Source organism: Streptomyces sp. NPDC052040 (genome assembly GCF_044548405.1).
Lineage (GTDB): Bacteria > Actinomycetota > Actinomycetes > Streptomycetales > Streptomycetaceae > Streptomyces.
Genome location: NZ_JBIUBV010000001.1, coordinates 1,353,215 through 1,373,923, shown reverse-complemented (window position 1 = coordinate 1,373,923; position 20,709 = coordinate 1,353,215). Strand labels below are relative to the sequence as shown.

At 74.0% G+C, this 20,709-nt stretch carries 15 protein-coding genes, 1 pseudogene and 2 riboswitches; of the genes and pseudogenes, 8 read left to right on the top strand and 8 right to left on the bottom strand.

Annotated features, from left to right (window positions below; genetic code table 11):
• Nucleotides 1–44 precede the first annotated feature (44 nt).
• Nucleotides 45–1,409, top strand: a pseudogene (locus tag ACIHAA_RS05850) (FAD-dependent monooxygenase); the annotation flags it as partial.
• Here the strand turns inward: ACIHAA_RS05850 and ACIHAA_RS05845 are convergent.
• From ACIHAA_RS05845 to ACIHAA_RS05830, 4 genes are read right to left on the bottom strand one after another with little or no spacing between them, the layout of a single operon-like run.
• On the bottom strand, nucleotides 1,321–2,979 hold the full coding sequence (locus ACIHAA_RS05845) for a glycosyltransferase 87 family protein (protein ID WP_399813571.1): 1,659 nt from the start codon (nucleotides 2,977–2,979) through the stop codon (nucleotides 1,321–1,323). The pseudogene ACIHAA_RS05850 and the gene ACIHAA_RS05845 overlap by 89 nt on opposite strands.
• Nucleotides 2,976–3,848, bottom strand: coding sequence for a methyltransferase domain-containing protein (locus tag ACIHAA_RS05840; protein ID WP_399813569.1), 873 nt, complete (start codon nucleotides 3,846–3,848; stop codon nucleotides 2,976–2,978). The genes ACIHAA_RS05845 and ACIHAA_RS05840 overlap by 4 nt, the downstream gene beginning before the upstream one ends.
• Complete coding sequence (locus ACIHAA_RS05835; protein WP_399813568.1) at nucleotides 3,845–4,501, bottom strand: DUF2064 domain-containing protein; 657 nt, start codon at nucleotides 4,499–4,501, stop codon at nucleotides 3,845–3,847. The genes ACIHAA_RS05840 and ACIHAA_RS05835 overlap by 4 nt, the downstream gene beginning before the upstream one ends.
• Nucleotides 4,498–5,340 carry a glycosyltransferase family 2 protein gene (locus tag ACIHAA_RS05830; protein WP_399813567.1) on the bottom strand — a complete coding sequence of 281 codons (843 nt, stop codon included), beginning with the start codon at nucleotides 5,338–5,340 and terminating at the stop codon, nucleotides 4,498–4,500. The genes ACIHAA_RS05835 and ACIHAA_RS05830 overlap by 4 nt, the downstream gene beginning before the upstream one ends.
• Before the next feature lie 245 nt (nucleotides 5,341–5,585).
• Between ACIHAA_RS05830 and ACIHAA_RS05825 the strand changes: the two genes are divergently transcribed.
• On the top strand, nucleotides 5,586–6,320 hold the full coding sequence (locus ACIHAA_RS05825; RefSeq protein ID WP_399813565.1) for a response regulator transcription factor: 735 nt from the start codon (nucleotides 5,586–5,588) through the stop codon (nucleotides 6,318–6,320).
• Nucleotides 6,310–7,422, top strand: a complete 1,113-nt coding sequence (locus ACIHAA_RS05820; protein WP_399813563.1) for a sensor histidine kinase — start codon at nucleotides 6,310–6,312, stop codon at nucleotides 7,420–7,422. Before ACIHAA_RS05825 ends, ACIHAA_RS05820 begins: the two co-directional genes overlap by 11 nt.
• A gap of 46 nt (nucleotides 7,423–7,468) precedes the next feature.
• On the opposite strand, the gene ACIHAA_RS05815 is transcribed toward ACIHAA_RS05820, so the two are convergent.
• From ACIHAA_RS05815 to ACIHAA_RS05805, 3 genes are all read right to left on the bottom strand, one after another.
• Nucleotides 7,469–8,521 (bottom strand): NAD-dependent epimerase/dehydratase family protein, encoded by a 1,053-nt coding sequence (locus ACIHAA_RS05815; RefSeq protein ID WP_399813562.1) that lies wholly within the window; start codon nucleotides 8,519–8,521, stop codon nucleotides 7,469–7,471.
• Between the two features lie 78 nt (nucleotides 8,522–8,599).
• Nucleotides 8,600–9,004 carry a hypothetical protein gene (locus ACIHAA_RS05810; protein ID WP_399813560.1) on the bottom strand — a complete coding sequence of 135 codons (405 nt, stop codon included), beginning with the start codon at nucleotides 9,002–9,004 and terminating at the stop codon, nucleotides 8,600–8,602.
• Nucleotides 9,001–10,137, bottom strand: a complete 1,137-nt coding sequence (locus ACIHAA_RS05805; protein WP_399813559.1) for a molybdopterin-dependent oxidoreductase — start codon at nucleotides 10,135–10,137, stop codon at nucleotides 9,001–9,003. The genes ACIHAA_RS05810 and ACIHAA_RS05805 overlap by 4 nt, the downstream gene beginning before the upstream one ends.
• Nucleotides 10,138–10,351: 214 nt before the next feature.
• On the opposite strand from ACIHAA_RS05805, the gene ACIHAA_RS05800 reads away from it, so the two are divergent.
• On the top strand, nucleotides 10,352–10,798 hold the full coding sequence (locus ACIHAA_RS05800; protein ID WP_399813558.1) for a tautomerase family protein: 447 nt from the start codon (nucleotides 10,352–10,354) through the stop codon (nucleotides 10,796–10,798).
• A gap of 15 nt (nucleotides 10,799–10,813) precedes the next feature.
• Here the strand turns inward: ACIHAA_RS05800 and ACIHAA_RS05795 are convergent, their stop codons facing one another.
• Nucleotides 10,814–12,220, bottom strand: a complete 1,407-nt coding sequence (locus ACIHAA_RS05795) for a short-chain fatty acyl-CoA regulator family protein (protein WP_399813556.1) — start codon at nucleotides 12,218–12,220, stop codon at nucleotides 10,814–10,816.
• 381 nt (nucleotides 12,221–12,601) lie between these two features.
• Between ACIHAA_RS05795 and aceA the strand changes: the two genes are divergently transcribed.
• The 4 genes from aceA (at nucleotide 12,602) to metE (ending at nucleotide 20,193) form a co-directional block, all read left to right on the top strand.
• Nucleotides 12,602–13,885: an isocitrate lyase gene (gene aceA, locus ACIHAA_RS05790; RefSeq protein WP_399813554.1), complete on the top strand. Its 1,284-nt coding sequence runs from the start codon at nucleotides 12,602–12,604 to the stop codon at nucleotides 13,883–13,885.
• A gap of 876 nt (nucleotides 13,886–14,761) precedes the next feature.
• Nucleotides 14,762–16,360, top strand: coding sequence for a malate synthase A (aceB, locus tag ACIHAA_RS05785; protein ID WP_399813552.1), 1,599 nt, complete (start codon nucleotides 14,762–14,764; stop codon nucleotides 16,358–16,360).
• On the top strand, nucleotides 16,357–17,226 hold the full coding sequence (locus ACIHAA_RS05780; RefSeq protein ID WP_399813551.1) for a 3-hydroxybutyryl-CoA dehydrogenase: 870 nt from the start codon (nucleotides 16,357–16,359) through the stop codon (nucleotides 17,224–17,226). The genes aceB and ACIHAA_RS05780 overlap by 4 nt, the downstream gene beginning before the upstream one ends.
• Before the next feature lie 254 nt (nucleotides 17,227–17,480).
• Nucleotides 17,481–17,711: riboswitch (cobalamin riboswitch) on the top strand.
• Between the two features lie 163 nt (nucleotides 17,712–17,874).
• The gene (gene metE / locus ACIHAA_RS05775) at nucleotides 17,875–20,193 is read left to right on the top strand and encodes a 5-methyltetrahydropteroyltriglutamate--homocysteine S-methyltransferase (protein WP_399813549.1); all 2,319 of its coding nucleotides are present in this window, start codon (nucleotides 17,875–17,877) and stop codon (nucleotides 20,191–20,193) included.
• A 160-nt stretch (nucleotides 20,194–20,353) separates the two neighbouring features.
• A riboswitch (cobalamin riboswitch) is annotated at nucleotides 20,354–20,576 on the top strand.
• Nucleotides 20,577–20,709 lie beyond the last annotated feature (133 nt).

The following is a 20,709-nucleotide window of genomic DNA, read 5'->3' as shown; positions in this document are numbered from 1 at the left end:
GCAGCGCACAGGATGAATCTGAATTCAGTGAATGGAGATTCAGCATGCGAGTACTCGTCGCGGGCGGCGGACCGACCGGGCTGACACTGGGGATCGACCTCGCCCGCCGCGGTGTCCAGGTGCGGATCGTCGACAAGGCGGAGAGGTTCTTCGAGGGGTCGCGCGGCGACGGGATCCAGCCGCGCACCCTGGAGGTCTTCGACGACCTCGGCGTCCTGGACGCCGTACGGGAGACGGGCGCGGCACAGGCGGTGATCCGGGTACGGCTCGACGGGCGTCCGGCGGGCGAGCGGTGGATGACCGAGCCGCGCGAGCCCCGGCCCGACGTCCCCCACCCCAATCCCTGGGTGCTGGGGCAGTCGCAGCTGGAAGCGATTCTGCGGGCGCGGCTCGCGGAGTTCGGAGTGCGCGTGGAACTCGGCACCGAACTGGTCGGCCTGGAACAGGACGAGGACGGGGTGACCGCGCGGCTGTCCACCGGGGAGACCGGACGCTTCGACCATCTGGTGGGTGCCGACGGCGGCGCCAGCTTCGTGCGCAAGGCCGTCGGCGTGGCCTTCCCGGGCACCACCGACGAGACCTACCGGGTCCTGGTCGGCGATGTGGCCACCCCGGACCTCGACCCCGCGACGGGCCACTGGTTCGCCTCGGCGGCGAATCCGGTGGCGGGTGTCATCCTGACCCCGCTGCCGGGGACCGGGCTGTTCCAGTACGCCACACCCCTGGGCGAGGGCGACGACGCCTCGCTGGAGGCGATGCAGGCCGCCCTGGACCGGTTCGCCGCTGGGGTGCGCCTGACCGGCCGCGGCTGGTCGACGGTGTGGCGGCCGAATGTGCGGCTCGCGGAGCACTACCGGGTGGGACGTGTCTTCCTGGCCGGGGACGCCGCGCACGTCCATCCGCCGACCGGCGGGCAGGGCATGAACACGGGGGTCCAGGACGCCTACAACCTGGGCTGGAAGCTGGCCTCGGGGAGCGCGCTCGACAGCTACGAGACCGAGCGGCGCGGTGTCGCGGCCCGGGTCCTGGGGGTCAGCACCGGTCTGCTGCGCAAGTACGCCGAGGGGCACGAGGACGCCTTCCGGCGCGGCGAGGAGGGCTTCGGCCTCGACATCACCTATCGCGGCCCGGACACCGTCGGCCACCGTGTCTCCGGCGACCGCGCCCCGGACGCGCCGGTCCGCACCGGGGAGGGGAAGCGGATCCGCCTCTTCGACCTGTTCCGGGGCCCGCACTTCACCCGTCTGACCTTCGGCGGCGGCGCCCCTGCCACGGGTGACGGGGCCGCCCATGACGGGGCCGCTCATGACGAGCGTGCCTTTACGGTGCTGGGCCCCGGGGAGATGCCTTCGGGAGGCCACGGGGGCGACGACGGGCGGTATGTGGTGGACGCGGAGGGGCACGCCCATGCCGCGTACGCCGCGTCGCCGGGCGACAGCTTCCTGGTCCGGCCGGACGGGTATCTGGCCTGACGCCTGGCGGGGGTGCTGGCGGGGGCATGGGGGGCCGGTCGGCCGCCGGGCGAGGGCGCCCGGCGGCCCGGGTGCGGGTGCGGGTGCGGGTGGAGCGTAGCCAGGCTCCGGTGATGACGGCGAGAGCGGCAATGCCGTACGACCACGCCTGGAGCGGGAAGCCGGGAAGCAGTCGGCCCGCGAGATAGAGGACGGTCCCGGCGAGGGTGACGGTCAGCCACTCCCAGCGCCCGTCCAGGGCGACCAGGGCGATGACGAGCAGGGAGTACCAGGGGTAGGCGGGCGAGAACAGCAGCAGCGCGGTGCCGGTGACCAGCAGGGCACCGCTCCAGGGCCGTTCCGGATCGCCCCGGCGCCATACGTACAGCGCGACCGCCGCGAGCAGCACCACCGCCGCCACCTCGGCGGCGGCGTCCGGCAGCAGCAGCCGCAGCAGGGCGAACCGGCGTACGTCCCCCGGTTCGTAGCCCTCCTCCTGGAGATAGCCGGGCAGATAGCCGAGTACGCCCGCGCCGGATGCCGCGACATACGGCACATAGGTGAGCGCCACCGCGGCGACCGCGGCCACCGCGACCCGCAGCATCCGCGCCGGGGAGCGCTGCCCGGACAGCGCCCCGGGGAGCACCAGGACCGGCAGCAGCTTGACGGCGATCGCGGCGCCCAGCAGCCCGCCCCGGCGGACCCCGGCGGTCGCGGTGCCGAGCGCCAGCACGGTCAACAGCACGCCGAGGGTGTCGACATGGGCGTTGTCGACCGCCTCCAGGGGCACAGCGGGGCACCAGGCCCACAACGCGGCCCGGGCCGGAGCCCGTTGCGGGTCCCCGCGCCGCCGCAGTACCGGGAGCAGCGCCAGGGTGGTGCCGAACGCGAGGGCCGCACCCCCTATTTGGAGCGGCTTGTGGCGGCTGTCCGCCGGGGAGACGGCGTGGACGGCGAGGAACCAGCCCTCGGCGACGGGAGGGTAAATGGTGGGCACGGTGGGGCGGTTGATACGGACGCACAGCCCGGCGTCGGTCCGGTGGAGTCCCCAGCCCTCGCACGAGCCACGGGTCGGGAACAGCCAGCCGTCGCGCAGCCCGGAGAGTTCGGGGGCCGCGGGCGGGTGGGCGTAGGGGGAGATCCCGGCCGCCTGGACCCGGCCGTCCCAGGCGTAGCGGAACATGTCGTCGCTGGTGCGGGGCGGCGCGGCGAGCCCGGCCAGCGTCACGGCGGCGGCACCGGCCACCACCAGCAGGGTGGCGGCACGCGCCGGGACTCGGCGCACGGTCCACACCGCGGCGGCGAACAGCGCCCAGGCGATGCCGTAGCCCACCAGCAGGCGGCCGGGCGCGCCGATGTTGTCCCCGGCCCGGAGGGTGCCGACGACCACCGCGGTGAGGACGGCGAGGAGGAGCGCGGTCACCCCGATGGCGATCCGGGCCGTTCGGCGGGCCGCGGGTGCGGCGGGGCCCGGGGGCGGGGGCCGCTCGGAGACGGCGGAGGGGGATGCGGAGGCGGTGTCGGTCATGACTGGTCGGATTCTCCGTCGGGCGCGGGGTGCCGTGGCCGGGGTCGGTGGAATTCCATGAAGGGGCGGCCCGCGGCGGTCCAGCGGCCGGTGAGGATCCAGCCCGCGGTGTCGGCGGCACGGGCCAGCGCGGTGGTGCCGACGCGGGCCCAGGGGAAGGGGCGGCCATGGCGGCCGTGGCCGTCCTCGACGCGGACGGTGAGGCGTTCGTCCACGTCCGGCGCGGCGGCCTCCACCAGCAACCGCCCGCCGGGGCAGGCCAGTTCGCCCAGCCGGACCAGCAGGGCGGCCGGATCGCCGCCGATGCCGATGTTGCCGTCCATCAGCAGGACGGTGCTCCAGCGGCCCTCCCGCGGCAGCCGGTCGAAGACGGAACGCCGCAGGGCCGCACCGCCGAGGCGGCGGGTCCGGGAGACGGCGGCGGGACTGACGTCCACCCCCAGCGCGGGCAGCCCCCGCGCGGCCAGGGCCCCGACCAGCCGTCCCGGGCCGCAGCCGACGTCCAGGACCGGGCCGGTGCAGCGGTGCAACACGCTGGTGTCGGCGGCGTCGGGGGCGGCGCACCAGCGCTCCACGTCCAGGAACAGCAGCCGTTCCTCCTCCGCGTCGCGGGACAGACGGCGCAGGTACAGCGGGCCCCTGCCGGTGCGCAGGGCGTGCGCGTAGGGGTCGTCGGCCCAGGGAGCGCCCGGCTCCGGAGGGAGGAGGGCGGTGGCGGAGGACCCGCGAGCCCAGCCCGCCGGTTCCGGCTCCGGAAACGGGAGCGGGAGCGGGGGAATGAAGGGGGGCGGGGGAATGAGGGGGACCGCCGGGTGCGGGACCGTGGTGTCGGGCCGGTCGGCCGCCGTACCGGCCGCGGTGCCGGTCATCGTACGGCCTCCGCCATCCGGTCCAGGGCGGCGGCGAAGCGGGAGCCGGGGGCGCAGCGGGCGGCCGCCTCGGCCGCGTCCGCCGCGGTGTCCACGTCGCGCAGCACCGGCAGATCGGCCACCGACAGTCCCGCCGCGGTGAGCCGGTCCCGCTGGATCGCACCGGTGCGGTCGGTGGACATGGGCACGCCCCTCACCAGGGCCCCGGCCCGGGCCGGATCGGCCAGGCCGAGCGCCCAGAACCCGCCGTCGGCGGCCGGTCCGAACCAGGCGTCGTGACCGTCGTGGCCGACGGTGGCGAGCAGGTCCGGGGTGAGCTGGGGGGTGTCCATGCCGATCAGCAGCGCAGGGCCGTCGGCGTGGCGGGTGAGGGCCGCGGCGATCCGCTCGTCCAGCCCGCCCGGAGCCTGGGGTACGACGTCGAACCCCGGGGGCAGCCAGGCGCCGGGGGCTCCGTCCAGGACGAGGACGCGGCGCCGGGCGGGGACCCGCAGCACCGTGTGCAGGGTGTCGGCGAGTGCGGCCTCGGCGAGGGCGGCCGCTTCCCGGGGGGTGTAGGGCGGGGTGAGCCGGGTCTTGACGCGCCCGGGCACGGGCTCCTTGGCGATCACCAGCAGCGTCAGCGGTCCCGCGACCGCGCCGGGGGCGCTCATCGCCCGGCTCCGGTGACGGGCGCTCCGTCGGCGGGTCCGCCGGCGAAGCCGGGAGCGGAACTGGGAGCGGAACTGGGAGCAGGTCCAGCGGTGGTCGCGGCGGCCCGTCCGGTGCCCGTGACCGTGCGTGCGGTGGGTGCTTCGGGGGTGGCCCCCGGAGGCGTCTCGGTCAGGACGGCGCTCATGTCGCGCACCGCCTGCCAGGTGCCGCGCCAGGTGCCGGTGACCTTGGACCGGCCGGTGCGCGGCCGGTAGGGCACATCCGTCTCCCGGATGCGCCAGCCCCGGTCGGCGGCGCGGACCACCATCTGGAGCGGGTAGCCGGACCGGCGGTCGGTCAGGTCCAGGGCGAGCAGGTCCCGGCGGCGGGCCGCGCGCATCGGGCCCAGGTCGTGCAGCCGCAGCCCGCTGCGCCTGCGGATCCGCCGGGCCAGCTCCAGATTGGCCAGCCGGGCGTGCAGGGGCCAGGCGCCGAGGGCGGTGGGCCGCCGTCGGCCGAGGACCAGATCGGCGGTGCCGTCCAGGACCGGTCCGGCGACGGAGGGGAGCAGCGCGGGGTCCAGGGAGCCGTCGCAGTCGCAGAAGCAGACCACCTCGGCGGTGGCCGCGGCGAGCCCGGCATGGCAGGCCGCACCGAACCCGCGGCGCGGCTCGTGGACCACCCGGGCCCCGAGGGAGCGGGCGAGTTCCGCGGAACCGTCGGTCGAGCCGTTGTCGACGACGATCGCGCGCCAGCCGGGCGGGATCCGGTCCAGCACCCAGGGCAGGGCACCTGCCTCGTCGAGGCAGGGCAGCACGACGTCGACCGGCGGAGGCGAGGAGGGGGATGTCTCGATCACCCCACTCACCCTACGAACGCAGAACGGACATAAGGGGATTGGCGACCTTACGGATCGCTGACGTCCACCACCGGCGGGGAGCAGCTCCGCCTCCGGGCCGCCGCACCGGCCACCTCCCGCTGCACGGATCGCCAACGCCTCCTCACGGACCACTGACGCGTTCTTACGGATCGCCTCCTTACGGATCGCTGACGTCGGCGGCCGCTCCGGCCGGCGGGCCGAACGGTGGTGCGAGACTCGGAGGCGTGACACATGTACTCGTCGTGGACGACGACCCGACCGTCTCGGAGGTCGTCGCGGGCTATCTGGACCGGGCGGGCTTCACCGTGGAGCTGGCCGTCGACGGGCCCGCCGCCGTGGCCCGCGCCGCGGCCCGGCCGCCCGACCTGGTGGTGCTGGACCTGATGCTGCCCGGTATGGACGGTCTGGAGGTGTGCCGCCGCATCCGCGAGGACGGCCCCCTGCCGGTGATCATGCTCACCGCGCGCGGCGACGAGGAGGACCGCATCCTCGGTCTGGAGGTCGGGGCCGACGACTATGTCACCAAGCCGTTCAGCCCCCGCGAACTGGTGCTCCGCGTGGAATCCGTGCTGCGGCGCGCCGGTTCGGCGGCCGCGGTCCGCGCCGAGCAGCCGGGGTCCTGGCTGCGGTCCGGCCCGCTCGCCCTGGACCCGGTCGCCCGCCGCGCCACCCGCGGCGGTGACGAACTGGCCCTCACCATCCGGGAGTTCGATCTGCTGGAGTACTTCCTGCGCCGGCCGGGGCGGGCGACGAGCCGCGAGGAACTCATGCGCCGGGTTTGGGGCTGGGAGTTCGGCGATCTGTCGACCGTCACCGTGCATGTGCGGCGGCTGCGCGAGAAGATCGAGGACGATCCGGCGCGCCCGCGGCTGATCAGCACCGTCTGGGGGGTCGGCTACCGCTTCGATCCGCCCGGCGGGTCCGGCGCCGAAAGGAACGGAGCCGGGGATGGTCGGTGACACCCTGCTCATCGCGCTCTACGCGGCGGTCGGCGCGGCGGTTGCCGGACTGGCCGGGGCGCTCGCGCTGCGGCTGCTGCGGCGCCGTACGCTCGCACTCTCGCTGGCCGTCGTCGCGGCCGTGACGGTGGCGGCGATGCTCGCGGGCACCCTGCTGGTGGCCTGGGCGATGCTGCTGTCCGACCACGATCTGTGGGTGGTGACGACCGTGTGCGCCATGGCGGCGGTGGTCTCCCTGGCGGTGGCGCTGGTCCTGGGCCGCAGTGTCGTCCGGGGCAGCCGCGCCCTGGCGGAGGCCACCCGGGCGCTCGGCGACGAGGGCAGTTTCGTCCCGCCCGAGGGCGCCCCCACGGCCGAACTCGCCGCGCTGAGCCGTCAGCTCGCCGCCACCAGCGCCAAGCTCACCGCCTCCCGGGAACGGGAACGGGCCCTGGAGGCGTCCCGGCGCGAGCTGGTCGCCTGGATCTCCCACGATCTGCGCACCCCGCTGGCCGGGCTGCGGGCGATGACCGAGGCCCTGGAGGACGGTGTGGTCCAGGACCCCGCCGTCTACCACTCCCGGATCAGCGCCGAGGTGGAGCGGATGAGCGACATGGTCAGCGATCTGTTCGAACTGTCCCGGATACAGGCCGGGGTGCTCGCCCTGTCGCCCACCCGGATGTCGGTCTACGACCTGGTCGGCGACGCCATCGCGGGCGCCGACGCGCTGGCCAGGGAGCACGGGGTGCGGCTCGTCGGGGACGGGGTGGAGCCGGTGCCGGTCGAGGTCGACGGCCGCGAGATGTCCCGCGTCCTGGCCAATCTGCTCGTCAACGCCATCCGCCGCACCCCTGCCGACGGCACCGTCGCGGTCGCCGCCCGGCGGGAGGCCGGCAGTGTCGTGCTCTCGGTCACCGACGGCTGCGGCGGTATCCCGGCGGAGGACCTGCCGCGCGTCTTCGACACCGGCTGGCGCGGCACCCATGCCCGCACCCCGCCCGCCGGGGCAGGGCTCGGGCTCGCGATCGTACGAGGCATCGTGGAGGCCCATCGCGGCCATGCCGCCGTGCACAACGTGCCGGGCGGCTGCCGCTTCGAGGTCCGGCTGCCCGCGGCGGGCTGACGCCCCCGGCAGCCGTGCACGGCGGGGGCGTCGGTGGCGCGGGCCGTCAGCCGTCCCGCAGCGGCGCCCCCGCGAACCCGGCCATTCCCTCGGCGAAGGCGACCCGGGACTTCCAGCCCAGCTCGTCACGGAGACGCCGTGAGGAGGCCGTGATGTGGCGGACGTCGCCGAGCCGGTACTCCCCGGTGACCACCGGCACCGGGCCGCCGTGCGCCAGGGCGAGCGCGGCGGCCATCTCCCCCACCGTGTGCGGTTCGCCGCTGCCCACGTTGTACGCGCGCAGGGTGCCCTCCGGCAGTCCGGCCACCGCGGCCAGCGCCGCGAGGTTGGCCTCGGCCACGTCCCGCACATGGACGAAGTCCCGCCGCTGGCCGCCGTCCTCGAAGACGCGGGGGGCCTCGCCGCGCTCCAGCGCGGAGCGGAAGAGGGAGGCGACACCCGCGTAGGGAGTGTCGCGGGGCATGCCCGGCCCGTAGACGTTGTGGTAGCGCAGGGCCGCCGCCCGGCCACCCGTGGAGCGGGCCCAGGCCGCGGCGAGATGCTCCTGGGCGAGCTTGGTGGTGGCGTACACGTTGCGGGGGTCGGCGGGCGCCTCCTCCTCCACCAGCCCCGCGGCGAGCGGCTCCCCGCAGTGCGGGCAGGGCGGTTCGAAGCGTCCGGCGTCCAGGTCCGCCACCCGGCGCGGTCCGGGCCGGACGGGTCCGTGGGCCGGGCAGGTGTAGCGGCCCTCCCCGTAGACCACCATGGATCCCGCCAGCACCAGCCGCCGCACCCCGGCCGACGCCATCCCGGCGAGGAGGACGGCGGTGCCCAGGTCGTTGCAGCTCACATAGTCGGGTGCGTCGGCGAAGTCCTTGCCCAGGCCCACCATCGCGGCCTGGTGGCACACGGCGTCCACACCGCGCAGCGCGTCGGCCACCGCCCCGGCGTCCCGGACGTCCGCGCGCCGCCAGTCGGCCTCCGGCGGCAGGGACGGCTCGGTGCGGTGGGCGGCGGGCAGTACGGCGTCCAGGACACGCACCGAGTGTCCGGCGCTCAGGAGGGACCGGACGATGTGCGAGCCGATGAAGCCCGCGCCTCCGGTGACCAGAATCAGCATGCCTCGACCGTAGGGCCGCGCCCGCCCCGCCGGGCCGTCCCGGGCAGGGACGTCAGGGGTTCGTAAGCCTTCCGCGCCTCAGGGAGAAGGCGGCCGCCGTCGGCCGCGGACGAGCCGCCGGGCCGCCGTGAACAGCACCGTCGCCACCGCCACGGCAGCCAGTACCAGCAGCCAGTTGCGCGGGTAGTCCAGCGGCAGCACCGAGGAGTTGGCCGTGGGTCCGGGGCGCAGCAGCACCGGCAGCGCCACCGCCGTCACACCGCCCGCGACCACCAGCGCCCCGCGGACCGGGCCCCGCCATCCGCCGCGCACCAGCAGCCCGGCGAGCAGCACCAGGGGGGCGATCAGCGCGTCATGGAGCGCCACCGCGCCGCCCAGCCAGAGCAGCACCCCCGTCACATCGCCGGTGTCCGACAGCAGGAACGCGCCGACGCCCATCAGCGCCGTACCGGCCACGCCGGTCAGGATCCGGGTCGCCCTCATGTGAGCACCTCCAGCCTGCCGACCCACTTGGTCTGGAGCACACCGGGCCGGTTGGGTGCGATGAGGCGGGCCGGGTAGCCGTGGTCGGGTTCGAGCACCTCGCCCCCCAGGCGCAGCGCGAGCAGGGTCAGCGGGTCGCGGGCGTGCTCGTGGCCCATCTCCGACACCCGGTAACCGCCCCGGAGTTGGAGCGACACCACACGCACCCGGGCGTGCGGCGGGGCGCCCGTCAGCTCCAGCAGGTCCCTGACCCGTACGCCCGTCCAGTGGGCCGACTTGCTCCAGCCCTCCACACAGGCGATCGGCAGTTCCACCTCGTGCTGCGGCAGGGCGCGCAGTTCGTCCAGGGTGAGGACGTAGGGCCGGGGGCCGGAGACCACCAGCCGGTACTGCTCGTCGGGGATCCGGCCGACCCCGGCCGCGGCGGCGGTGCGGTTGACCGGCAGCCCCTGGGGGCCGTGGTCCGGGTGGCGCGGCGCGAGCAGGTCGGCATCCCCCAGCGGGGTGAAGGACTGGCCCACGGTGGTCAGGGTGACCGCTCCGACCGCCGCGCCCACCCCGGCCAGCAGCGACCGCCGGTCGACGGCGTCCTGCTCGGGCAGGGCCAGGGTGCCCGGCGACCGCCGGGTCCAGTGCGCCCGGATCTCCGGGGCCTTGACCGCCAGATGCAGCACCAGCGCCCCGACGGCGATCCACGCCACCGCGTAGTGCACGGGCACGAACGAGAACGGCCAGGGGTACCACTGCACCGTGTTCAGCAGCCCGGTCGCCAGCTCGAACACGGCGGCTGCCACCAGCACCGCCACCGACAGCCGCTCCAGCGCGTGCCGCACCGACCGCACGAGGGGCCAGGCGAACAGGCGCGGGTAGACCGTCCACAACTTGGCGAGCAGCAGCGGGATCGCGGCGATGCCCGAGGCGACATGGAGTCCCTGGGTGAGCCGGTAGCCCCACACCGGGCGGCTCGGCAGGCGGTCGGCGGCCCAGGCCGGGGGGTGCTGGAGGACATGGCTGACCAGCCCGGTGAGAAAGCACACCGCGAACGCCGGGCCGAGCCACCGTCCGATCACGGTCGCCGTGCGGGCGTCGTGCAGTCTGCCCTTGAACACGGGGGGAATGAAGCGCAGTTCCATGCCTCCCATCCCACCCGCCGCACCCCGCCCCCGGAATGCCCGGACCCCTTACGGAACAGGGACGTTCATGCCGGAGACATGCCGGAGAACCCCGCAGTCCCCCGGCGGCCCGTCGTTGTCCCTACTGGAGCATCGTTGTACCTACTAGTATGTACGGAACCCGCGCAGGCATCCGGGCAAGCGCGAGCATTCGAACGAAGGGGCGGCCACCGCCATGCCGCTGGTACGCATCGACGCACTCCGGGCCGACGCCGAACGGCTCGACGCACTCGGCCGGGCCGTGCACGACGCTCTGCGCGAGACGACCGGCATTCCCCCCGGCGATCTGTTCCAGGTCCTCACCGGCCACGACGGCACCGGCAGCACCCTGCGCTACGGCGACCACCTCGGCATCCGGCGCGACGACGGCATCGTGTTCGTCACGATCACCCTGCGGTCCGGGCGCACTCCGGCGCAGAAGCAGGCGCTGTACCGGCGGATCACCGAACTCGCCCGGGACCGCGCGGGGACGGACCCGCGCAACGTGCTGATCACGCTGACCGAGAACGAGTCCGTCGACTGGTCGTTCGGGCACGGCGTGGCGCAGTACCTGGTCCTCGACCCGGACCCGGCAACGACCGTGTACGGCGCCGGGGCGGACCCGGACCGAGCGGCCTCCTGAGCGGGAGCCGGGCGGTCAGGTGGCGGCGTCGGTGATGGGGTACGGCACGAAGGTGCTGGTGTTCTGGTCGATGCGCAGGGGGCGGCCGAGGGGCGGAGCCGCGCGCTGCGGGCATTCGAGGTGTTCGCAGACGCGGCAGCCCATGCCGATGGGCGTGGCGGCCGAGGCGTTGGAGAGGTCGAGGCCGTCGGAGTAGACGAGCCGGTGGGCATGGCGGATCTCGCAGCCCAGGCCGATGGCGAAGGTCTTGCCGGGTTCGCCCCAGCCGCCGCGGTGCCGGGTGACGGCCCGGGCGGTCCACAAGTAGCGCTGCCCGTCGGGCATTTCGGCGATCTGGACATGGATGCGGCCGGGTGAGGCGAAGGCCTCGTAGACGTTCCACAGCGGGCAGGTGCCGCCCGCCCGGGAGAAGTGGAAGCCGGACGCCGACTGGCGCTTGGACATGTTGCCCGCCCGGTCGACCCGCACGAAGGAGAAGGGGACACCGCGCAGCCGGGGGCGCTGGAGGGTGCTCAGCCGGTGGCAGACGGTCTCGTAGCCGAGGCCGTAGCGGTCGGTGAGCCGTTCGATGTCGTAGCGCACCTCCTCGGCGGCCGCGTGGAAGGCGGCGTACGGCAGGATCAGGGCCGCCGCGAAGTAGTTGGCGACGCCGATGCGGGCCAGGCAGTGGGCGGGCGAGCCCGCGGGGAAGTCCTCCGAGGCCAGCCGGTCGAGTTCGGCGCCGTATTCGAGCAGGGCGAGCTGGGTCGCCATCCGGAAGGCGCGCTGCCCGGGGCGCAGCCGGGCGGAGAGGCGGAGGGTGCGGCTCGGCTCGTCGTAACGGTGCAGATGGCCGTCGGCCTCGACGGCCAGCCGGACGCCGTGGCGGTCGGCCAGACGGGCCGTCAGGGCGGGGACGACCTCGCCGGGCCTGATCCCGATCTCCTCGGCGAGCCGCTCGGCCGCGAGGTCGGTGTCGTGCAGGTAGTTCTGGCGGCGGTAGAAGAAGTCCCGGATCTCCTCGTGCGGCGACTGGGGCGGCTCGGAGCCGATGTCGCGGGCGTCCGTGGCCCCGGCGAGGCGTTCGGCGAGCACCTGGTTGCGGTGGCCGAGGTCGAGCAGCACCCGCGCCACCGTGGGCATCCGCGAGGCGAGCTCGGTCAGGTCGGAGGCGGAGACCCGGGACTCGGCCAGCTCTCCCGCCAGCGCCTCGCGCAGGTCGGCCACCAGCCGGGTGGTGTCGCGTTCGGAGAAGAAGCCCGGCTCGACGCCGAAGGCCTCGGTCAGGCGCAGCAGCACCGGGACGGTGAGGGGGCGGGAGTCGTGCTCCATCTGGTTCAGATAGCTCGGCGAGATGGCGAGCACCCGGGCCAGTTCGGCCTGACTCATCCTGCGGTCCTCGCGCAGGCGGCGCAGGCGCGCTCCCGCGTACGTCTTGCTCACCGCGTCTCCTCCGTGGTCCGGGCCCGGCGGTCACCTTACGCGAGGCAAACAGGCCCTGCCCCTTCGCAACCTTCGCAATCATCGCAGGGAAGATTCGCAAAACTTGGCATGCTTGCACGGTTGATGGCACTGAGTGCCAGTGCGAAAGTGGTTGTACGGCCCGCCGGACCCCAACGGCCACCAACCGATACCGGGGCTCGATATCACGCCCTGACGTCGGAGATCCCGGTATCCAAGGGGCCGCGCACGGCAGCATTGCTCACCCAGGTCCGGCAACGGGACGGCGGGCCGTGCACCACACAACATGACACACAGTGCCACCCCAGTTCATCGGGACGGGAGATTGGCAAACAGATGCAGACCGAGGAGAGGGTGACCGTCATGGCAGACGCGAGGACGCAGGCAGCCGAGGAACTCGCACAGCGCTGGGCCACCGACCCCCGCTGGCAGGGCATCGAGCGCACCTATGGCGCCGAGGAAGTGGTCCGGCTCTCCGGCAGTGTCCGCGAGGAGCAGACCCTCGCCCGCCGCGGCGCCGAGCGCCTGTGGCGCCAGCTGCACGAGCAGGACTACATCCACGCCCTCGGCGCCCTGACCGGCGGCCAGGCCGTCCAGCAGGTCAAGGCCGGTCTCCAGGCCATCTACCTCTCCGGCTGGCAGGTCGCCGCCGACGCCAACCAGGCCGGTCACACCTACCCCGACCAGAGCCTGTACCCGGCCAACTCGGTGCCGCAGGTGGTCCGCCGGATCAACAACGCGCTGCTGCGCGCCGACCAGATCGCCACCGCCGAGAACGCGGGCGACACCACCGACTGGCTGGCGCCGATCGTCGCCGACGCGGAGGCCGGTTTCGGCGGCCCGCTGAACGCCTTCGAACTGACCAAGGCGATGATCGCGGCGGGCGCGGCCGGTATCCACTACGAGGACCAGCTCGCCTCGGAGAAGAAGTGCGGCCACCTCGGCGGCAAGGTCCTGGTGCCCACCTCGCAGCACATCCGCACCCTCAACGCCGCCCGTCTCGCGGCCGACATCGCGGACGTGCCCACGGTCATCATCGCCCGCACCGACGCCCTGGCCGCGAACCTGATCACCAGCGACGTCGACGAGCGCGACGCCGAGTTCGTCACCGGTGAGCGCACGGCGGAGGGCTTCTACCGGGTCCGCAACGGCATGGCCCCGGTCATCGCCCGCGGTCTGGCCTACGCCCCCTACTCCGACCTCATCTGGGTCGAGACCGGCACCCCGGACCTGGAGCAGGCCCGCGAGTTCGCCGAGGCCATCCACGCCCAGTACCCGGACCAGATGCTGGCGTACAACTGCTCCCCGTCCTTCAACTGGAAGGCGGCGCTGGACGACGACCAGATCGCCAAGTTCCAGCGCGAGCTGGGTGCGATGGGCTACCGGTTCCAGTTCATCACCCTGGCCGGCTTCCACTCCCTGAACCACGGCATGTTCGACCTGGCCCGCGGCTACGCCGAGCACGGCATGACCGCCTACGTCGACCTCCAGGAGAAGGAGTTCGCCGCGCAGGAGCAGGGCTTCACCGCCGTCAAGCACCAGCGCGAGGTCGGCACCGGCTACTTCGACCTGGTCTCCACCGCCGTCAACCCGGCCTCCTCGACCACGGCCCTCACGGGCTCCACCGAGGAGGAGCAGTTCCACTAGGCACGGCGCGGGACGGCTCGCGGGACGACCGCGAGCCGTCCGCCCGCCCCCGGCCGGTCGCCCCCCGCGGCGCGATCGGCCGCCACCGCCGCTCCACACCCTGACGAGCGACGAGCAGGCCGGGCACGAGGGGCGCAACGGCCACGGGATCCGTCATCCGGTCCCGCCCCGAGCACCCCCGCCCGGCCGCCGCCCCCGGCAGCCACAGCAGCACGGGAAATCCCTGTCGGCCCCGCAGAATGGACGACCCCGGCGGCCTCCGCCGGACAGGCGCCCCGGCGCCGGTCCCCCTGCGGACCACCGCGACCGCGACCGTCCGACCCGGCGCACCTCCGCCGTCCCGACCCAGGACCTCTCCGGCCGCAACCGACCCCTCGGTGAACGCCCCGGCCACCCCGCCCGGCGACCGCCCCGTCACCCGAACGGAGCAATCGCCCCGGACGGAGCCGTCCCCTCCGGACGGACCCCCCGGGCAGGACGACCGCTCGCACCGCCGCCGCCCCGGCCGACCGCCCGGGCCACACCCGGCCCGACGGGCCACCGGACACCCGGACAGGCCCACCGGACCCAGGACGGGCCCCGGACCACCGGACAAAACCAGGACCGTCGGACAAGCTCGGACCGTCGGGCGGACCCGGACCGCCGGCCGAGTCCAGGACCACCGGACACGCCCCCGGACCACCGGGCGGTCCCCGGCCCGCCCCACCGGGGCGACCGTCCCGGACCGGCCCGCACCCGGCCGACCACCCCGTCCGGCCCCTTCACGACCCGGCCCACAGCCCCGGCACCCCGACCCGGGCGACCCTCCCCCCGCTGCCCCGAACGGCACCCGCTCCCACCGGCGGCCCCGCCGCCTCCACTCCTCAGGAGAACCCGATGACCACGATCGCTCCGGCTCAGCAGGTCCGTGTCCTCGCAGCTCCGGCCCACCGCCACGACGAGATCCTGACGCCCGCCGCCCTCGACTTCGTGGGCAGGCTGGCCGCCGCGTTCACCGAGCGTCGTCAGGAACTCCTCAAGGAGCGCCGCCGCCAGGCCCTGCGCCTGGCCGCCGGAACCCCGCTCGACTTCCCGCTGGTGACCTCCGCCGTGCGCGCCGACCCCTCCTGGCGGGTCGCGCCGCCCGCTCCCGGACTGCACGACCGGCGGGTGGAGATCACCGGGCCGCCGGACCGCCGGATGGCCGTCAACGCCCTCAACTCCGGGGCCCGGGTCTGGATGGCGGACTTCGAGGACGCCACCGCACCCACCTGGGACAACATCATCGGCGGCCAGCTCACCCTGATCGACGCCATCGACCGGCGGATCGACTTCACCTCCGCGGAGGGCAAGGAGTACCGGCTCACCGACCGGGAGCGGATCGCCACCATCATGATCCGCCCGCGCGGCTGGCACCTCGACGAGGAGCACCTGGAGTACGACGGCCGGCCCGTGCCCGCCGCCCTGGTGGACTTCGGGCTGTACTTCTTCCACTGCGCCCAGCGGCAGATCGACGCCGGGTACGGCCCGTACTTCTACCTGCCCAAGCTGGAGAACCGCTACGAGGCGCGGCTGTGGAACGACGTCTTCGTCCTCGCGCAGGAGCTGCTCGGCATCCCCCGGGGCACGGTCCGCGCCACGGTCCTGATCGAGACGATCACCGCCGCCTTCGAGATGGAGGAGATCCTCTACGAGCTGCGCGAGCACAGCGCCGGTCTCAACGCGGGCCGCTGGGACTACCTCTTCAGCCTGATCAAGACCTTCGGTCACCGCACCGACTTCCTGCTGCCGGACCGCGCGAAGGTCACGATGACCGCGCCGTTCATGCGCGCCTACACCGAACTCCTGGTCCGCACCTGCCACCGGCGCGGCGCCCACGCCATCGGCGGCATGGCCGCCCAGGTGCCGAGCAAGGACCCGGCCGCGCACGAGGCGGCCCTCGCCACGGTCCGGCTGGACAAGGAGCGCGAGGCGGAGGACGGCTTCGACGGGTCCTGGGTCGCCCATCCCGGTCTGGTGCCGGTGTGCCGCGAGGTGTTCGACGGGGTGCTGGGCGAGCGGCCGCACCAGCTCGACCGCCAGCGCGGCGACGTGGAGGTGACCCCGGCCGAGCTGCTGTCGGTGCGGCGCATCAGCGGACCGCCGACCTCCGAGGGCGTGCGCACCAACATCGCGATCGCGCTGCGCTACTTCGCCGCCTGGGTGGGCGGTCAGGGAGCCGTCGCGCTCTACGGCCTGATGGAGGACGCGGCCACCGCCGAGATCGCCCGGGTGCAGATCTGGCAGTGGCTGCGGCACCGGGTGGTCGACCGGGAGACGGTGCTCCGGCTGCTCGACGCCGAGGCCGCGGCCCTCGGTGCGGAGTCCCCGTGGGCGTGTGTCGACGAGGCGCGGGAGCTGTTCGAACGGACCGCGCTCTGCGGTGAACTGCCCCTGTTCTTCACGCCGGAGGCCTACTCCCGCCACCTGGTGCGGGTCCTGGAGCGGGCGGCGTGAGCGGACGCATCGCGCGCGTGGGGGTGGTCGGCGGCGGCCAGATGGGCGCCGGGATCGCCGAGGTGTGCGCCCGGGCCGGACTGGACACCGTGGTGTGCGAGGTGGACGCGGTCGCGGCCCGGGCCGCCCGGGAGACGGTGGCGTCCTCGCTGGACCGGGCGGTGCGGCGCGGGAAACTGTCCGGCGCCGACGCCCGGGACGCGCTCGCCCGGATGGTCTTCACCGGGGACCTGGACGACCTGGCCGACCGGCAGTTGGTCGTCGAGGCCGTGGTGGAGAACCCGGTCGCCAAGACCGAGGTCTTCGCGGCCCTCGACAAGATCGTCGAGGATCCGGAGGCGGTGCTCGCGACCAACACCTCCTCCCTGCCCGTGATGCGGCTCGGGATGGCGACCGGGCGGGCGGACCGGGTGGTGGGGCTGCACTTCTTCAACCCCGTCCCGGTGCTGCCCCTGGTGGAGGTCGTGACCTCGCTGCACACCTCGGCAAAGACCCTGGCCGCGGCCGAGGAGTTCGCGAGCGGCACGCTCGGCAAGACCGTGATCCGCTCCCAGGACCGGGCGGGCTTCGTCGTCAACGCCCTGCTCGTCCCCTACCTCCTGGCCGCGGTCCGGATGGCGGAGTCCGGCTTCGCCACCGCCGCCGACATCGACGCGGGCATGGAACTGGGCTGCGCCCACCCGATGGGGCCGCTGCGGCTCGCGGACCTGATCGGGCTGGACACCGTGGCCTCGATCGCCGAGTCGCTCTACGACGAATTCCGCGAGCCTCTCTACGCCCCTCCCCCGCTGCTCCAGCGGATGGTGGAGGCGGGGCTGCTGGGCCGTAAGTCCGGGCGGGGATTCCACCGGTACGACCAGGGGTGAGGGCCCCGGCCCGCCGGGGCGTTGCCGGGTTCCCACGGGTCGGGGGATCCGGAACCGGCGGCGCCGGGCGGGGGATCCGCCGGCCGCCGACCGCATCGGACAGGACCGCATCGGACAGGACCGCACCGAAGAGGGGCGGGAAGCGTGGGTGACCGCGCTTCCCGCCCCTGCCGCATTTCACACTTGTCCACCGCGTGGTCCACTTCACCTTCCGAATGCTGGACGGGTCCCGGCACGCTCGCGGACGGATGCGTAGTGTGGCCCGTGCAGCTGGTTCGCCCCGTCAGCCAGGCGGGAGCGTCGCAAGAGGGAACCCGGTGGGAATCCGGGACTGCCCCGCAGCGGTGAGCGGGAACGACCGCCGTCATACGCACTGGGCCCGATGTACCGGGTCCGGGAAGCGACGGCCAGTAGGTGTCCGCGCCTCGACAGAGGCCTGGGCGTGCCCGTGAGTCCGAATACCTGCCAACTGCCCGCGTGCGGGACGACTCGCGCGCGGACAATCCGGTGACCTCGAGGGCGGGTCGGCGTACACACCAGGCGGATGACCGCGCTTGCCGCGCGAGGTCGTTTCCGTCCGGTCCGTCACCCTTCGCGCACTCGTTCCGTCGCCGGGACTCAGGGATTCATCTCGCGAAGGAGATCTCCGTGACCACAAAGTCCGCAGCCGCGGCAGCACGGGCCACCGTGTACGGCTACCCCCGCCAGGGACAGCACCGGGAACTGAAGAAGGCCATCGAGGGCTACTGGAAGGGCCGCGTCACCGCCGACGCCCTGCGCGGTACCGCCGCCGGACTGCGCCGCACCAACTGGCAGCAGCTCGCCGAGGCCGGCATCCACGAAGTGCCCACCGGTGACTTCTCGTACTACGACCATGTCCTGGACACCACCGTGATGGTCGGCGCGATCCCCGCCCGCCACCGGGCCGCCGTCGAGGCGGACGCCCTGGACGGCTACTTCGCCATGGCCCGCGGCACCCAGGATGTCGCGCCGCTCGAAATGACCAAGTGGTTCGACACCAACTACCACTACCTGGTGCCGGAACTGGGCCCGGACACGGTCTTCACGGCCGACTCGGCCAAGCAGGTCGCGGAGCTGAAGGAGGCCCTCGCGCTGGGCCTGACCGCACGCCCCGTCCTCGTCGGCCCGGTCACCTACCTCCTCCTCGCCAAGCCCGCGCCGGGCGTGGCCGACGACTTCGACCCGCTGACCCTCCTGGACCGCCTGCTGCCGGTCTACGCGGAGGTCCTCGCCGACCTGCGGGCCGCGGGCGCCGAGTGGGTACAGCTCGACGAGCCCGCCCTCGTCCAGGACCGCACCCCGGCCGAGCTGGACGCCGCCGCCCGCGCCTACCGCGAACTGGGCGGCCTCACCGACCGCTCCAAGCTGCTGGTCGCCTCCTACTTCGACCGTCTCGGCGAGGCCCTGCCGGTGCTCGCCAAGGCCCCGGTCGAGGGACTTGCCCTGGACTTCACCGAGGCGGCGGCCGCCAACCTGGCCGACCTCGCCGCCGCGGGCGGCCTGCCCGGCAAGCGCCTGGTCGCCGGTGTGGTCAACGGCCGCAACATCTGGGTCAACGACCTGGAGAAGTCCCTGTCCACGCTGGGCACCCTGCTGGGGCTGGCGGACCGGGTCGACGTGTCCGCCTCCTCCTCCCTGCTGCACGTCCCCTTCGACACCGCTCTGGAGCGGGACATCGAGCCGCAGATCCTGCGCTGGCTGGCCTTCGCCCGGCAGAAGACGCAGGAGATCGTCACCCTCGCCAAGGGCCTGGCCCACGGCACCGACGCGATCGCCGCCGAACTCGCCGCCAACCGGGCCGATCTGGAGTCCCGCGCGGGCTCGCCGATCACCCACGACCCGGCCGTCCGCTCGCGGACCGCGGCCGTCACCGAGGCCGACGCCCGCCGCTCCCAGCCGTACGCCGAGCGTGCCGCGGCCCAGCGCGCCGGACTCGGTCTGCCGCTGCTGCCGACCACCACCATCGGCTCGTTCCCGCAGACCGACGAGCTGCGCACGGCACGGGCGGACCTGCGCACCGGCCGGATCGACACGGCCGGTTACGAGGAGCGCATCCGGACCGAGATCCGGGAGGTGATCTCCTTCCAGGAGAAGACCGGCCTGGACGTCCTGGTGCACGGCGAGGCCGAGCGCAACGACATGGTCCAGTACTTCGCCGAGCAGCTCACCGGCTACCTGGCCACCCAGCACGGCTGGGTCCAGTCCTACGGCACCCGCTATGTCCGGCCGCCGATCCTGGCGGGCGACATCTCCCGGCCCGAGCCGATGACGGTGCGCTGGACGACGTACGCCCAGTCCCTCACCGACCGGCCGGTCAAGGGCATGCTCACCGGTCCGGTGACCATGCTCGCCTGGTCCTTCGTCCGCGACGACCAGCCGCTCGCGGACACCGCACGGCAGGTCGCGCTCGCCCTGCGCGACGAGGTCGGCGACCTGGAGGCGGCGGGCACCTCGGTGATCCAGGTGGACGAGCCCGCGCTGCGGGAGACCCTGCCGCTGCGCGCCGCCGACCGGCCCGCCTATCTGGACTGGGCCACCGAGGCGTTCCGGCTGAGCACGGCCGGTGTCCGGCCGGACACCCAGATCCACACCCACATGTGCTACGCCGAGTTCGGTGACATCGTCCAGGCCATCGACGACCTCGACGCCGACGTCATCAGCCTGGAGGCGGCCCGTTCGCACATGCAGGTCGCCCGGGAGCTGGCCGCCCACGGCTACCCGCGCGAGGCGGGACCGGGTGTCTACGACATCCACTCGCCGCGTGTGCCGAGCGCCGAGGAGGCCGCGGAGCTGCTGCGCACCGGTCTGAAGGCCATCCCGGCCGAGCGGCTGTGGGTCAACCCCGACTGTGGTCTGAAGACCCGCGGCTGGGCCGAGACCCGCGCCTCGCTGGAGAACCTGGTGGCCGCGGCCCGCACGGTGCGTGAGGAGCTGCCCGCCTCCTGACCGAGGCACATCCGGCACCACCGGCGCACCACGGCCGGGGAGGGTTCACGCCCTCCCCGGCCGTCGCGTTTCCGGTCGAACTTAGGGTCACCTTACTACACCCCTTCGGCGGCTCTCGACACAACATCTGGGGTGGCTCCATCCAGCCTGATCTAGATGTAGTGTTGGACGTGCTGGTGGTTCGCCAGGCACTGCGGTGCCGGGCGAGGCAAGAGGGAACCCGGTGGGAATCCGGGGCTGCCCCGCAGCGGTGAGCGGGAACGACCGCCGTCAGACGCACTGGGCCCGGTGAAGGGGCCTGGGAAGCGACGGCCAGTAGGGGTCTCGTACGACACGAGACGCGCCCGCGAGTCCGAAGACCTGCCACCGGCGCGTACGCCGAAGAGCGGTGTACGCGCTCCGAGGCCCCGAGGGAGGGCCGCGTGGCAGACGCACGGACCCGGGCCAGGCGTGACCGACTTCCGCCGCCCGGTGCACCGCCGTACGCGCCGCGACGCTCCTCCCCTCCCGGTCCCC